The organism is Flavitalea flava (assembly GCF_054461575.1).
The window spans coordinates 1-14802 of record NZ_JBTLQH010000042.1; the positions used below are offsets into that span (position 1 = coordinate 1).

Annotated in this window: 10 protein-coding genes and 1 pseudogene; 2 read left to right on the forward strand and 9 right to left on the reverse strand. The window is 45.8% G+C overall.

Annotated elements, in window-relative coordinates:
- A partial coding sequence (locus ACX0G9_RS25490; RefSeq protein ID WP_459067799.1) for a carboxylesterase family protein occupies nt 1-1419 on the reverse strand: 1419 nt, incomplete at its 3' end.
- 257 nt (nt 1420-1676) lie between these two features.
- Between ACX0G9_RS25490 and rhuM the strand changes: the two are divergent.
- Nucleotides 1677-1955 (forward strand): annotated as a pseudogene (gene rhuM, locus ACX0G9_RS25495) (RhuM family protein).
- 2 nt (nt 1956-1957) lie between these two features.
- Here rhuM and ACX0G9_RS25500 read toward each other — a convergent pair.
- From ACX0G9_RS25500 to ACX0G9_RS25535, 8 genes are all read right to left on the reverse strand, one after another.
- Complete coding sequence (locus ACX0G9_RS25500) at nt 1958-2581, reverse strand: M15 family metallopeptidase (protein WP_459067800.1); 624 nt, start codon at nt 2579-2581, stop codon at nt 1958-1960.
- A gap of 31 nt (nt 2582-2612) precedes the next feature.
- On the reverse strand, nt 2613-3314 hold the full coding sequence (locus ACX0G9_RS25505; protein WP_459067801.1) for a hypothetical protein: 702 nt from the start codon (nt 3312-3314) through the stop codon (nt 2613-2615).
- 115 nt (nt 3315-3429) lie between these two features.
- Nucleotides 3430-6030, reverse strand: coding sequence for a hypothetical protein (locus tag ACX0G9_RS25510; RefSeq protein WP_459067802.1), 2601 nt, complete (start codon nt 6028-6030; stop codon nt 3430-3432).
- An 8-nt stretch (nt 6031-6038) separates the two neighbouring features.
- Nucleotides 6039-8582: a hypothetical protein gene (locus ACX0G9_RS25515; RefSeq protein ID WP_459067803.1), complete on the reverse strand. Its 2544-nt coding sequence runs from the start codon at nt 8580-8582 to the stop codon at nt 6039-6041.
- Nucleotides 8583-9124: 542 nt separating this feature from the next.
- Nucleotides 9125-9304 (reverse strand): DUF6577 family protein, encoded by a 180-nt coding sequence (locus ACX0G9_RS25520; protein ID WP_459067804.1) that lies wholly within the window; start codon nt 9302-9304, stop codon nt 9125-9127.
- Between the two features lie 486 nt (nt 9305-9790).
- On the reverse strand, nt 9791-12169 hold the full coding sequence (locus ACX0G9_RS25525; RefSeq protein WP_459067805.1) for an FtsX-like permease family protein: 2379 nt from the start codon (nt 12167-12169) through the stop codon (nt 9791-9793).
- Between the two features lie 509 nt (nt 12170-12678).
- Nucleotides 12679-13206: a hypothetical protein gene (locus ACX0G9_RS25530; protein ID WP_459067806.1), complete on the reverse strand. Its 528-nt coding sequence runs from the start codon at nt 13204-13206 to the stop codon at nt 12679-12681.
- 66 nt (nt 13207-13272) lie between these two features.
- The gene (locus ACX0G9_RS25535) at nt 13273-13773 is read right to left on the reverse strand and encodes a hypothetical protein (protein WP_459067807.1); all 501 of its coding nucleotides are present in this window, start codon (nt 13771-13773) and stop codon (nt 13273-13275) included.
- Between the two features lie 447 nt (nt 13774-14220).
- Here ACX0G9_RS25535 and ACX0G9_RS25540 point away from each other — a divergent pair, with 447 nt between their 5' ends.
- Complete coding sequence (locus ACX0G9_RS25540; protein WP_459067808.1) at nt 14221-14799, forward strand: DUF6088 family protein; 579 nt, start codon at nt 14221-14223, stop codon at nt 14797-14799.
- Nucleotides 14800-14802 lie beyond the last annotated feature (3 nt).

Genomic DNA, 14802 nt, shown 5'->3' on the forward strand with positions numbered 1-14802 from the left:
CACCATTACATACATGGAATTATTATTGGGTCCGATATGAAGCATGATCCTGTCGGTAAGGGAAGTACTTTTGCGGAATAAAGTAGTGTAGTTACTGACGGTCGCATCATATTTGAACTGCGCCTCCAGGGTAAACTTGGAAGCATTATCGAGTTGCGTGACGTCTCCTGTAGCTATCTTGCCTAAGGACGAAAGGGTTACCGCTTTACCATTGGTGTGGGTGTTAACAACATGGATTGTCACAGTATCCCTGGCGATCGCCGACCGGTTATCGACCACAATCAACTCATATTTATAATCGCCAGCTGCGTTAAGCCCTGAAACGGTTGTAGAACTAGCGGCCCCAAGTGGAGTTTGAATAGTGTCTGCTGCCGCCCCCGTAATTTTCTTCCATACATACCTGACAATAGTTACGTCATCAGTGGACGTACTGCCATTTAGGGTTGCTGTGCCTGGGCTTGTATAGATGGTGGTGTCATTACCAGCATGAGCTATCGGCAGAATATTTACGGGCAGACTTTTATCCTGCCCCAGGAACCATTCGTAGATATTCATGATGCCCTCGTAACCATGAGTGTATGCCGGGCTGTCGATGTTATACACCCTGGGCCATATATAATGGTTACCGTCCGGCATTAACGTGAAAAGTGGTTTTACCTGTGGGTTAAGGGCATTGAGTCCATTGATGGAATTTTGTGTAACAGTATAGGTAGCTATGGAGTCATTTATCGCGTGGAAAGCCCATAACGGCAGTTTTGCATTGGAAACATAACTTTCGCCATTTGCGGTGAGACCAATAAGCCAGGCGCAGATAGGAGCGGCGGCGGCCAGTTTTCGGACACTAACAGAGGAGCTGTTTAAATATTCAAAAGTGCCTCCGCCGCCATAACTAAGACCTGTCAAATAAATTCTATTGGTGTCCACTTTCAGGGAGTCTGTAGCATATTTTATAATTCCGTCAATGTATTCCAAAGGCCATGCGGTGATCTGAGTGCCTGCATTTGGCGCTGTACGCTTCGTTAGCCGGGACATTGGTGATAAAACAATAAAGGTATCTACTTGCCCATTCCAGGTAAAATTCATTTTATTACCAAGCCTTGCGAGACGGGAAGGACCGAAACCGTTGAAAGCCCCGGCCGACGTTCCAGAACCCTGTAAATTCCAAACTGGATTGCCGGCAGTAATGGATGCATTATCGCTTCTTTCTCCGCCACCATGAAGAAATATGATTAAAGGGTATTTTCGGGTATTGCCCGGCAGGTTATGACCTGCCGGTAGGTATTGAAGGAATGGAACTGAGTCGCCATTGCTCGCTATAATACGCTTGGCAAAATTTTGTGCATGTAGCTGATTTGGTAAAGTTGAAAGGAGGAGAAAAGAGGCAAGACATAAGCCGACTAACTTGGTAAATTTTTTCATGGCATAGCATTTTATTGTTAGAAAATTACTTAGACCCTTTATTTCTTACGAAATACTGGGCTAATCGTGGGGTGATACGGTTTTTAATGGGGCTGTCGAAAATAAAAAACGAATAGTGTTTACATTATAAGAATACGGAATACTTACGCAGTCAAAATGCAGTCATAAATTATTTTTTTGAGAGCTAGTGTAAAAAGATTTTAGTTATCGCTCTGACTATCCTAACAATAGCCAAAAATTAGCACTGTATACCGGCAATACATACCGTAGGATATCGCGTCAATAGCAAAGAAGCCACCCATTTCCGTATTTGGGCAACCAAAACTTTAGGAGAATTTATAATCAAGGGCTTCCTGCTAGACGATGAACGGCTGGAAACAGGGGAAAAATTCCGGCAAGAATTATTCTGAAGAATTACTGGAATCCGAGAGATCAGAGCAAGCGAACGCCGATTCAAACAGAAGATTAGGGATATCTATGCACAATGCGGTATCGATTATGATTCCAATGCGGAAGGATCTAAGGGTATACCATGAATTTAAATAGAAAATTTCCCGTCTTGCTGCCATTGTTTAATGGTTTCATCCGCCACCTCAAAATGCATGGCATCGTGAAAAGCGATGCCAGAGAACCAGCCTGCTGCATTCAGGAAAGGAATCAGTATGGCGATAAAACGGGGAATCGAATGGCCGGTATTGCCTGGTGAACTGTGGCCAATAATTTTAAAATCGACGGCGGTTCCCCAGGAATGGTTGCTGATAAGTGAGGAGGGTTTTCCACTCGTGGGGTTGCGTAAGCGTACATTTAGCATTCCATCGTTACTCAGCACACTTTCAAAATCATGACCGTTGTTTTTTTCCTGCAAAAAAGCTTGTGCAACAGCAGCCTGCAAACTTGTAATGGCCGGTTTGATACCTGTGACAACAAGGTGCTTACCAATAGTTGCCGTTTGTTTGAGACGGGTTACCATCGGACTTGCCCGGTCGGGCTGATCGCTGGTGGTTAAGGGCATTAATGGCGATCCCAAAACAGAAATCATTGTTTCCTGTTTGCAGGAACTGATTCCCACGTTCATGGGCAAGGATTCACTCGCATCGACCATCGTAAGGTAGAAATTGATCTCTTTCGTTAAATCCGCGGAAACCACTGTAGTTTTTGCCATAAAATAAGATTGATGTAGTTATTAATGCTCTTTAATATATTTTCGCCACCAGGTTCTTCATCGCCGTAATGGTCTTTACATTATCCGCCGGAATAGTTTGGAGTATTTTCTGCAACGCTTCCTTATGCGGAGATAAAAGTCTGCTGTCGGCGTTCTGCAGGACAACGATACAATTATAGAGTCCATTACCCGGATCCTTTAAATAAAAGGGGGACTGCAAACCTGTATTCATAAAACCAACCATTTCTTTGATGGTACTGCTGTCCTTCAGCCAGGAGTTAATCAATTGATTGGCGCTATTGATCCGAATGCCGGCGTTGTCACTGTATAGACTGGTAATCAGTTCCGTTCTTCTTCCGGACAGGGCATCGATGGCCTGTCGCTGTCCGTCATTGGTCACCTTGGAACGTGTCAGGAGATCTACAATGACCTTTCCCTGTACTGGCGCCCCGATCAAAATGGCATTCATGGCAATGGATTGCCGGAGCGTATCCTTGCTTACCAGCGATTCCATAAAGGTCGAAAGCAACTGCGCCTGGGCAATGGATGTGTTGATATTGGCTACGGCAATATCGCTTTGGATCTTGATTTCGTTGTTTTTCTGGGTGGCATCCTGTTGCGCTTTCGAATAAAAGAAGCCGGCAAGTGCAATAGCAGCGGGAATAAGAGCTGTCCCCAGGATCTGGACGATGTCCCAGAAATCCCGTTTTTTGGTTTTGTCAGAATCCGTCATAGTTTTTACTTTTTATTCGCTTTTTATCTGCTCGCCTACCACATTTACAATGATATTAAATGCCTGTCTGCCCGTTTCGGATAAATGAACCCCAAAATTGTCGATCCGTCTTAAATTATTTCGACTTCGTATAAAAATTCAGCAGCGGAATATCCACACAAACCGAGGCGCTGAAACGCAAGTATATCTTATTGTTGCTATCATCACTGGGCAGACTGCTGTTAAAATTGACCTTCCTTAGATTCGGCCCCATCTGTGCGCCGAAATTGAAGGATATGGGTGTTTTTGGTACCCCGATGGACAAAAAGGCTCCCGGGGAAAGGATATTTTTTAATTCGACGGTAGGTACCTGGGAGGTGGTGTCGTTCTTGAACCGGTAGGAGGCCAGCGCCCCGATATCGATAATAGATATGAAAAGGGATGTCGACCATCCGCATTTGGGCGTATTCCAGAATAACAACTGATGTCCCCAACTAAGAGCCACACCGATCGGCGCCGTAACCCCAAAGGTATTAAAGACGGTCCCGTCCTTTATCCCTTTTATACTCTCATGTCCTATATACAAACCGGTAAAGGCATTGAGAGATACGTTCATCAGGGATTCGCGTTTGATTCTGGATGAACCGGAAGGAAGGGCTGCTGCTTCGATGGCGCTGGCGACCTCATCACTGTTTTTGGCCGTAGCGATCGAGGCCATAAAACTCCCGTATTTGATGAAATTGGGAAGTACTTCTTTTGAATCCTGGAAGGATTTTGCCACGCTATCCTCATTTACGGTAACCTCTTCTTTGTCTGCCTCCACCTTTTTATCTTTACCGGTATTTGTCTTAGCCGCACTCGCTTTAGCCGCATTTATCGCCTCCTGGTTGGGATTATGCCATATCACTGTGTAAATCGCCACCGCGTTGTTGATGGCAGAAGAATAATTCTTGCGGTTGATGTCTACGACCAGATCGGAGGCTAAATTGGCCACGCTAAAATAAGGGGTCAGTGTTCGGGAAAGTTGGTGGAAAAAATGATTTTCGTTGATCAGGGGTAATTTCCCCACCTGGACGGCATATTCAAAATAATCTACGAAACCATCGAAGTATTTTTTATAGAGTTCGATGGCCAGGGAATCATTGGCAGGCCTGGAATAGGACTTGATCATCCGGTTCAGATTATCCGTCTTTTCGGCGAACCGCAGGATATATAATTTGTACTGATTAAAAATGTCCAGTCCTTTAATGATTTCCGGGGCCGCTTTATCCAAATAGCCGACGAGAGTGGTGTCTTTAAAGTGGACATTATCGTAATGAAGTATCGCCATCTGATATACCAGACCCAGATAGATCCGGAAAGCTGTTTTGTTATTCACCAATTGCCGGATATATTTCAGATTCACCCAATAGGAACTATCGGCGGCGGAAGTATCCCGAAAGGAGGCGCTTAATAACTGAAGGGTCTGAATCGAACCGGCTACATTTCCATTTTCATCCTTCAGGAATTCCATGGGATAATTCGCGAGAATATCCCCGGGATGCACCTGTTTTTGTAATTCGGTAGCCAGGTAACAACCTGTTTTCAGGGAGGCAGCTACCGTATGATATTTTGTAAAAAAATCCAGGTGATTATCTACAATACCTGGTAAGTTATCGGCCAGATGTTGGATATCGTCTTTAAAGGCCTCTCTGAGGTTCTGGATATATTTTTCATAGTTATAGATCTCATCCCCGATGGACTGCAGGATCATATAGGTTTTAGGAAATACCGTCTTCAGATCCGGGTATCTATCGAGCAGCTCTTTGAATTTATTAAAAAAACTAATGCTCAGTTCTTCCTTGGTCCGTTTGACCAGGAATTTAGCCAGACCGTCAGCGATCTGGGTCACGTCCAGTCCCCCGATGGATGAAAGGGAAAGACTGGAGAGAATATCGCTGCCCGATTCGGCTGCAGCGTCCAAAGGTTTGATCAGGACTCCGGTATAGGTAGTGTTGATGATATCTTTCAGGAAAGGATTGCCCTTAACCGCATCGATACCCGCAGCGGGGCTTCCCACGGGCACTCCTTCTGCCACATAGAATTTTATGATCTTTTTAAAATCTTCTTCGGTGACCTTGGTCGGGTCCGTCAGTTTGAGTGCATCATAGACGGCACTTCCCGGTTGATATGCCTGCTCCGTATCGTCTGCCCCGGCCCCCTTATTCTGTCCGGCAGGTGCCGCCTGGACCAATAACACCGGAATACCGGCCGTTCCTGACAAGGTAGTTGTGCCGGATGCTCCATTGGTACCGTTGGAAACCTGACCCAGTTGTTTGTCGATCTGAAAATTTACGGTATTGGCCAGGGCCCTGAATGCACCGTCCGAACAGCCCATACTAATATTAAAGGGTTTTCGCAGATCAAAGGATTTCCCGTCGACCGTAAGGATCAGATTGGCGTCCGTAGAAAGGAAATTATTGGTAAAAAATTCCGGCTTCAGCTCAATCGACCGGGCATCATTGGGCATGATGCCGCTGATACTGATCGTAATTTTTTTATTTAACGGATTGGAAAGCTTGAATTTTAGGGCTCCGTTCGCAGGGACCGGTATGGAATAGAGGCTGTCCTTTTTAAGCCTGGTCTTATCCAGGCTGATCAGGCTGCGGCAATTGGCATCGATCCCCAGGTTGATGGTCTGCGCGGATAGCTGTCCGAAAAAAAACAAGGTCAACAATGCTGCGAATAATCGTTTCATAATAAGATTTATACTTTAAGTGATACTTTAAATGAATATTGACTGAAGGCGTGTATGGAGGTCGAGAATATATTGGTGAATTTTATGGCATAGGAAAATGTGCCGTTGCCGCCGATGATCATGCCCAGGGGCGTCCCTTGCAAATCGGTAACGATGGCGCCGGAGTCGCCGCCTGTGGTCGGAGCCCGGGAATTACCGTTCCTCGGGTTTTGGATGGTTAGACTGAATACATCCTTTACCATAAATTCCTTATTTCCCGGATAGGTGATCTGCACATTGGCTTTATAATGAAAGATCGTAGCCTGTTGCAGTTTGGAGGCCTGTCCATATAAAAGCACGCTGGTATGGGTTAAGGAGTCAAAGGAATCTACCTCCCGGGTCTGCCCCGTGATCTTAAAATCGGGATTCGGGACGATGGTATTATCGGAACAAACGGCGATGCCGACATCGATCCCATTGTCTGCACTAAAAAACCCATCTACTACCGTCGCGATGGTTGGGTGGACCGGGTTGCTCAGATCCAGGATATCACGTTGTATGATCGATTCCGTCAGATCATGGGTATCCTTCATAACATGCCAGCAGGAAACCGCAAAGAGTTTATCCGAACCTACCCGGGTCAGAAATCCACCGAGGGTCCCGGTATCTCCGGGCAAATTCCGGTTTGCGATTCCACCGCCCGCCATACCGGAATGCACAGTATTAGGTTCATCTAACATATAACTAACCTCCAGTGGTTCCTTACCCGGCAGTTCAAAAGAAATCCCGTATTTATTTTTCAGATAATCTGCATTGGCCGCGCTCTTTACCATGACCACGATAGCCGGGGGATGGTCGTCCAGGGCAATGGCTACGATCCCTTGCTCCAGGCTGATCTTATCGGAAAAAGCGGACCAGGTCAATTCCGGGATATTGGGTTCCTTGGTCGGAGCCTGGAACACGGGAGGTGTCATGCCAATACCCAGCGGCGTATCTCTCCGTGCGTTGCCGGCAGCCTTCAAATCATCCGTTTTGATTGTCTTTTCCTCCGGTTTGACTCCAGCCGACCGAAGCGATACCAGTTTGTTCAGCAACCCGAACCAGAATGGCGCTCCTAAGGACAACATGAGCGCCGTGATGAGGATACCATAGAAACTTACATTAAAGGGAAGGATATGCCATACAAAATACCAGAGTTTGTCATACCAGGCATAATCCACTTTTCCTTTGATGGTGATCACCCTCGCGCCTCGCTTAACAATCGCCCCTTTTTCGTTTTTCTCCGGAGGAGCCTCGTTCAAACGGATATCCTGAATGGAGCTAAACATATGATAGGCCAGAGAATTAAAAAAGACCTTACCGCTGAACAGCGAATCATGGGCCGTGGACAGTCGGATCGAATCCAGGAACTGATCCCGGGCGATGCTATTGCGACTATTTTGTAAAAAATAGACAGAATCTTTATCCTTTGCGGTATCCGTTTTCCCGACAGGGAAAAGACGTTTATTGGCCAGGACGGCATTTTGATAATTAATCACCAGACCGAAAGAATCCGACAAACGCCGGTTCGTCCGGATCTTCCCGGTCAGGGAATCGTATGCCTTCCTGATGGAATCATACAACTGGAAGACGGTGTCGGCCCTGGCAAATAATTCGGCATCGCCCTCCCTGATCTTGTATTCATCGTCGAAGGTGAGGGTATCCAAATGCCAGCCCAGACCAAGGATCAGATTGGCATTGTGGATATCGGTAGTGATCCGGGAATACCCGCTGTCGATAACGGATTTGGCCCTGACCGAATCTCCGTTCTTATAGATAAAATCCTTATACCGGGTGGAATCTTTGGCCAGGGCGACCCCCATGTTCACCAGCTGGTTGCGGGCCTCCTTGTCATTGGCCAGGATCCTGGCGATCCGGATGGAGTCTACATTATAGGTGACCGCCATCAGAAAACCGAGCCAGAAGAGGATACGGGTAAATTTCTTTTTATACCAGCCCGTAGTCCGGTCCATGGTCTCCTCGAACCATTTCATCAGGCCTTTTTTAAAACACTCGAAATCATGACAGGCATCATCAAGGATAATATTGATCTGTTTGAGCGTTTCGGGTTGGATATGCAGACTGTTCACCTTCAGGGTAAAGGCGATCTGTTCCATCTTGTCCTTGCCCAGCCCCTTCTCCGCCAGCATATTGATCAGGGTAAGGGCAAAGGTCTCCGAAGACATATAGGAGGGCCTTACCTGATTGAAGGGTTTGCTTTTTTCCGATTCGGTCCTCGACAGGTATTTTATAGAGGGATAGTCATAGAATCTGCCGGCCAGACTAGTCTTAAATTCATCCTTCTCCACCATAAAATAATTATGCCAGAAACCGGGAGGTCGCTCCTTTTTATCCTCCTCCACCTTTTTGTAATAACCGTCATTCAGCATCCGTTCGATGGCCAGTCTCAGCATGTTCCCCCGGATACCCATCCATCCGGCAACCATTTCCCCGATGATCGTCGCCAGCAAGCTGTACAACAGGTAAATGAATACGAGACCTATGACGACGCTAAACGCAATGTTGTCAAACATATATAAGGTTTTAGTCAGGAGTTTTCCGGACGGGCAGGATTACGGAATGGACAGCATTAAAAAGGGGCTACTTTATCAGGCATTAAGCAGGGTGCGGACAGGTGGAATACGGAAAACCGGTGTAGGGACGGGCATAGCCGTAATAAACGGACCAGGAATTAAAACCAGGCTATATGGGTCTGTGTTTCAGTAAAGTTGGTAGCAAAAGAAGGACGCAGGAGATTGGATTTCAAATCGCATTCCCAGATCGCTAAAATAATAAATACTACTGATAATTGTATGAAAAACAGGGAAATAAGTTTAGGGGCTATCGAATTGGACATTGGTAAATTTTAAGGAGTTGAAGGGCAGGTAAGAATTTTAATCAAAATAAGTGTTTTCACTAATGTCGTTGCCTTTTTTATATGGCAGTGAAGAAAGTCGGGCGAGTTAGAACTTTGATAGAACGTCGTTCCTTGCTTCATTCAGAGGTGAGCGTTTTCGTGGAGATTATTGCTGGTATATTTTTTTGTAAAACTATTTTTTCCCAGAAAGGCCTGTAGTTATTGCCGTTGCCCTTTTCTACCTGCATAACGCAGAAGCTTGCTCTGATTTACGGGGAAATGGTCCCAGGCGTTTTTGAATACTGAAATAAGTTCGTTTCCTTCCAGGTATTCAAATTCATTATCTGTGAACAAGTCGACCAGCATTTTTTCCTGATGACGGTAGGAATGCTTTCGCATGTTTGTAGGGGGCTTGGGAGATCAGGTGTCTGACAATGATATTTTCCTTTTCCACATTTATCAATACGAATCCCGGAACTGGGCAAATGTTGCTGCCACTAATTTGGTGTGATAAACTTTAAATTATTGTCAAAATATTCAAATATTGACAATAATTTACTTTAAAATACTATTCTCTGGAGGAAAGTTTCAAGACGCCTCTTCCGTAGAAGTTCCCACCTAATTTGGCAATCTTTCCGCAAATCGTCTATTCAGAAAGAGAGAAATAGTTTCAATTGGGAAAATATGATACACAATAATTAAAGAGCCTTGTAAATCAATTGTTTCCAGGGTCTGAGCCTATTCTTTCAAGTATTTGGTATAGTTTAGGGGCTAATTATATCCATTAGTGATATAATTGGCTCTTATACTATTAAATTGGTATACTGGTAGTTTTCTGTCCTCCATTGATCAAACTCACTATCACTTCCCATCGCAGCCAAAACTCTACTCTGCCCGCAGGGTCCGAACCGGAGGGGCCATCGCCGCCCTGACCGCCTGGAAACTAATCGTCAGCATCGCAATCAGCAGGGCCGTCAAACCCGCCGCAGCAAATATCCACCACGCCGAAAAGATGTCAATCCGCGAAGCGAACCCACTCAGCCATCGCCGCATCAGCCAGAAAGACAGCGGTGTGGCGACCACGAACGCGATTCCGATCAGCATCAGGAAATCTTTCGACAATAGCCCGACGATCCCCGTCACACTCGCTCCCAGCACCTTTCGCACACCGATCTCTTTGGTCCGTTGCATGGTACTGTAGGAGGCCAGCCCAAGCAGCCCAAGACAAGAGATAAAAATAGCCAGCACGGCAAAATAAAGGAACAGTTTTCCGAACCGGTCCTCGGCGCGGTACTGACGGTCGAACATCTCATCGACGAAGGAATAACTGAACGGCCGGTTAGGGATGACCGCATGCCAGGACTTTTCAATCGCTCCGATGGTATTTTTCAGATTGGAAATACTCACTTTCACCGAGAGCATACTACAGCCATCTGGCTCGATTCGCAGGCTGAGCGGTCGGATTTCTTCCTGCAAACCGCGGTAGTGAAAGTCCCTGACCACCCCGATGATCTTGCCTTTCCGTCCCCATTGGTCAAAATTGCGGCCGATTGCCTCCTGCGGCTTGGAATAACCCAGCATCTTCACCGCCCGTTCATTGAGGACCATGGACTGCGTGGTATCGGCACCGAAATCCCGGGAAAACGTCCGGCCTGCCACCATTTTCATTTCGTACTGCGGGATAAAATCGAAATCGACAAAGAAAAGGTCGGGAGCGCAGATCTGCATCTCGCCTTTCCGGTTCTGGATGACTGAATAAGCATTCATAGCGCCGTTCCCGGGCGTGCTGGAGGACATCGCAGTCGATACCACACCTGGCAATTTTCTGAGCTCCTCTTTGAACGCGATCTTATGTTCGTCCCCATGGGTGTCCAACACCAGTTCTTGTTGCTTGCTGAATCCGAGTTCCTGCTGCCGCATATACTTCAGCTGATAGCCAGCCAGCAGGGTGGCGGCGATCAGCCCGATCGAAATGGTGAATTGCGAGATCACGAGCCCTTTTCGCAGGAGCAACCCACGTGTACTGGTGGCAAAACGCCCCTTCAGCACGATGATCGGTTGGAAACCGGACAGCACCAGCGCCGGATAGAGCCCGGCCAGCAGCCCGATACCCAGGCCAATCAGAAGCAGCGCAAGAATATAGCCGGGGTGGTGGAATATACCGGTGCTGATGGTCTTTCCCGCCAGAAAATTGAAGCCGGGTAACAGGGCCGCGGTAGCGCCAACTGAGAGAACAAAGGCGATCAGACAGAGGATCACCGATTCCCCGAGGAACTGCACGGTCAGCTGGCGCCGTTCTGCCCCGATAACCTTGCGTATCCCGACTTCCCGGGCCCTCTCTGTGGACCGGGCGGTTGACAGGTTCACGAAATTGATCGCCGCGATCAGCAGGATAAAGACTCCTACGATGCTGAAGACATAAATATTGGTCAGACTGCCCTGGGCATTTCCGGGTGTCGATTTCAGATAGACCTCCTTCAACGGTTCGAGGATATAGGTATAAGTCTGGTTGTTCTCCTTCATGAACTTGCCGATATGGTCCACTAGAAAGGCCGGGAATTTGCCTTGCAACGCTTTCGCATTGGTTTGGGGTTTCAGCAGAAAATAGGCCATGACCCCAAACCCGCCCCAGTTTTTATCCCGCGTGGAGTCGTTCGGACCGTTGTACATCGACATGATCATATCCGTCTTCAGTTCGGTATTCTCCGGCATGTCCTTCATAATGCCCGTGACAGTCGCCAACTGGCTGTTGCCAAATACCGTTAGTTGCTGACCCATCGGATCGGCGGAGCCGAAGTATTTTTTGGCCGCGGTCTCCGACAGGACCATGGTGAGCGGTCCCTTCAGGGCGGTCATTGGATCGCCTTTCAGCAGGGGAAAATCGAAGACTTCAAAGAAGGTCGAATCCCCAAAGGCCATGTTTTCCTCCTGGATCTTTATGTCCCCCCGGCGGACTAGAATATTGCCGGGGCTATACCGCACCTGCTTCTCGATCTCGGGAAAATCATTTTTGGCCGCCACCGGCATCGCCGGCGCCGCGACTCCGAAATGTAGTACTTCCGATGGATTGTTGATATCCGTAACGATGTTGTAGATCCGGTCGGCTTTGGAATGGAAATGATCATAGCTGAGCTCGAACGTCACATAAAGCAGGATGAGAAAACAGGCCGACATCCCGATCGTAAGACCCATGATGTTCAGAAAGCTGAAGCCCTTATGCCGCCAGAGATTGCGGAAAGCAATGCGGAGATAGTTTTTTAGCATACAAATGGGGGTATGCAATGACCCTGTAAATAGCATGCCAAATTTGTAGCGAACTGTTTTTCAATAAACTATGATGCCATGTCCGAACGGGACTGTTCGATTTTAGAATAGTACTGTGCGGTGGCAGACATCCCCCTTCTCCGGGGGAGATAGCTCTCCCGGAAATTGACCAGGTTCCGGTCCAAAGCAAACAAGGATTGCCTAATATTTAATTCGTTGGATTATAGATAGGAAGGTGGCTAGGTGTTCGATTGAAATCCCCTCACCTCCACCTGAAGAGGGCATCTCCTGTTTTTTACAAACATAGGAGACAGCCTCATTGATTTGTTGTGCGCGGGATGAGCACGTGTTTTTTTTATAAGTGTCTGAAAATCACATTCGTGTATTTCTAGTCTGCCAATTATCTGCCAGCCTTTTTGGCTGATGAAAGGTGCTTAGTTAATTAATAGCCGGTGTTGCAAAGTTAAGAATACATACGATAAGGGAAAAACGTTGTTATAGTTTTTGTGTTATAATGAAAATTCGAGCATTTGTTTTACATTTTTCTTTTCGCTGTCGATGATCTCTCTATGATGCTTTAATTCATAAGCACGATCTTTTTCGAGTACTTTAAACCACATAAGAGCAGGGAAGTTTCTGTTGGAATGTATTTCCAGTCTGAAAATGAGTTTTTCCGTAGGTTGCCGGTGTTTATTAATGACCAGGCTTAGTTCGGCGGGGTCGACATTTATTTCATCGGCGAATTGTTTGTTTTTCTTTTCCAGCCGGGTGATGTATTCTTTTAGAAAATATCCGAAGGAATAGTCCTTGTTTAATTTCTCAGATTTAATATAGTCTTCTATCAGGAATTTTAATTGAAGAAGTTGTGAAATGAGCTTCGTTTTCCCGGACTGCTTATCCGAGACCTTTTTCCTGTGTTGGCGGAATGTCTCTAATAAGGCTTCCCGTTCCTTGGGGGCTTTGGGACCAGGGAAAACAAAGGATTCTGCAATTTCTTCGGGAGTGTATTCCTTCTCAATATTTTTTAACGATTTCATACTTTTAACGATTTGTATTTATCCAAATGTGGAAAGTTGAATAAATATTTTACGATTTTGCTGATTCTAATCTAAATATTTCTTGATCAGCCTGAGCGAACTGCTGGTACTTAATTCCATGAATCCCACTGGTCGATCCGGTGTTTTAATGGGCACATGGGTAAAACCATATTTTGTCGGATAATGTTCCAGTAAAAAGGTTTTAGGGATCAAAAACACCCATCCCTCGTAACCGCGTTTGAATGATTCGCGGCAGGCGAATGCAATCAAGCAACCGGCAATATTTGCCAACTTCTTTTTCCCTCGACGATTGTCCGCGCCCACTTCCAATAACTCGATTTCAACGGCGTTTATTCCCTCACCCGGATGATCTACCAGGCACATGAGCCCTAAGATGGTTTCATCCGTTGCAAGTCCGAGCTTATATAACCCTTTATTTTTATAAACGTTCCAATTAAACGAGTTAAACCTGGCCTTATCCTTTTTAATAGCTATGAAGTCCTTGGAAGTCATAGATTCTATAATCGCCTCGAATTTCTCTCCGCTCAATGTATCTTCCAGTACCATTTATCTTTGATTTTAGCATAAGTAAAATATATGAAAAATAATTGACAAAAATGTAAATTATTTTCTGAAATGTCATGTGGGAAGGTCTGGTAGGTATTTGTGGCCCAAGTGGAATGAGTTCGAACCAATTCAGAGAGGATTTGAGGCTTTTGTTTAGCTTTAAATCAATCATTATCAATAGAGTAGAATAGGATAAACTGCTATAAGCAGATATGCTACGTTTTCCCTTTTTCCAGATGACTGAATCTTGGCAACAGGTTTGCCCTCCATGGTTTTTTTGACAAGGTTTCCGGTAAATTTTGCACATGGCTCAATATTTTTGATAAACCGACTGTCATATTCCAAGCGACCAAGGATTAAAACTGTTGATAATCAATTAAATGCGAAATGCATGAATTTTACATGTAAAATCATGCACACGGAGTTGAAAATTCTTACATTTGTGGTATGACAAAGGTTGCGGAACTGAAAAGACATTTAGAACCCGGACAGATATACCGGCGAAATGACCTGGAAAAATGGTCAAACGCTGTAGACCGTCATTTGCAGGAGTTACAGCAGGAGGGCACTTTAAAAAAAGTGGCAGCAGGGATGTATTATTACCCTAAAAAAGGAAAGTTTGGAGAGGTGCCTCCAACCGATAATATCCTTGTGATGAGCTTCCTTAAAGATGATCGTTTCCTCTTGACCTCGCCCAATGATTACAATAAACTAGGTGTTGGGACAACCCAGCTCTACAATAAAACTGTCGTTTATAACCATAAACGGCATGGCGAGGTTAAGTTGGGTAACCGCGTGTTTTCCTTCCAGCAGAAACCTTATTTTCCGAGCCAGGTGACTTCAGAATTTTTATTGGTGGATCTGCTCAATAATCTTGACCGGCTGGCTGAAGACGAGACCGCCATATTAAGCCGTGTAAAAAAAAGAGCGAAAGGCATGGATACCCATAAATTAACTGAAGCCGTCAAAAAATATGGATCGGTTAAAACCAAAAAGCTTTTCGCATCTTTGATGGATACGAAATAAAGC

Bases quoted from the DNA above. Each gene is read 5' to 3' on its own strand.
- ACX0G9_RS25500 (WP_459067800.1), bottom strand. From the start codon at position 2,581: ATGGCAAAAACTACAGTGGTTTCCGCGGATTTAACGAAAGAGATCAAT.
- ACX0G9_RS25505 (WP_459067801.1), bottom strand. From the start codon at position 3,314: ATGACGGATTCTGACAAAACCAAAAAACGGGATTTCTGGGACATCGTC.
- ACX0G9_RS25510 (WP_459067802.1), bottom strand. From the start codon at position 6,030: ATGAAACGATTATTCGCAGCATTGTTGACCTTGTTTTTTTTCGGACAG.
- ACX0G9_RS25515 (WP_459067803.1), bottom strand. From the start codon at position 8,582: ATGTTTGACAACATTGCGTTTAGCGTCGTCATAGGTCTCGTATTCATT.
- ACX0G9_RS25520 (WP_459067804.1), bottom strand. From the start codon at position 9,304: ATGCGAAAGCATTCCTACCGTCATCAGGAAAAAATGCTGGTCGACTTG.
- ACX0G9_RS25525 (WP_459067805.1), bottom strand. From the start codon at position 12,169: ATGCTAAAAAACTATCTCCGCATTGCTTTCCGCAATCTCTGGCGGCAT.
- ACX0G9_RS25530 (WP_459067806.1), bottom strand. From the start codon at position 13,206: ATGAAATCGTTAAAAAATATTGAGAAGGAATACACTCCCGAAGAAATT.
- ACX0G9_RS25535 (WP_459067807.1), bottom strand. From the start codon at position 13,773: ATGGTACTGGAAGATACATTGAGCGGAGAGAAATTCGAGGCGATTATA.
- ACX0G9_RS25540 (WP_459067808.1), top strand. From the start codon at position 14,221: ATGACAAAGGTTGCGGAACTGAAAAGACATTTAGAACCCGGACAGATA.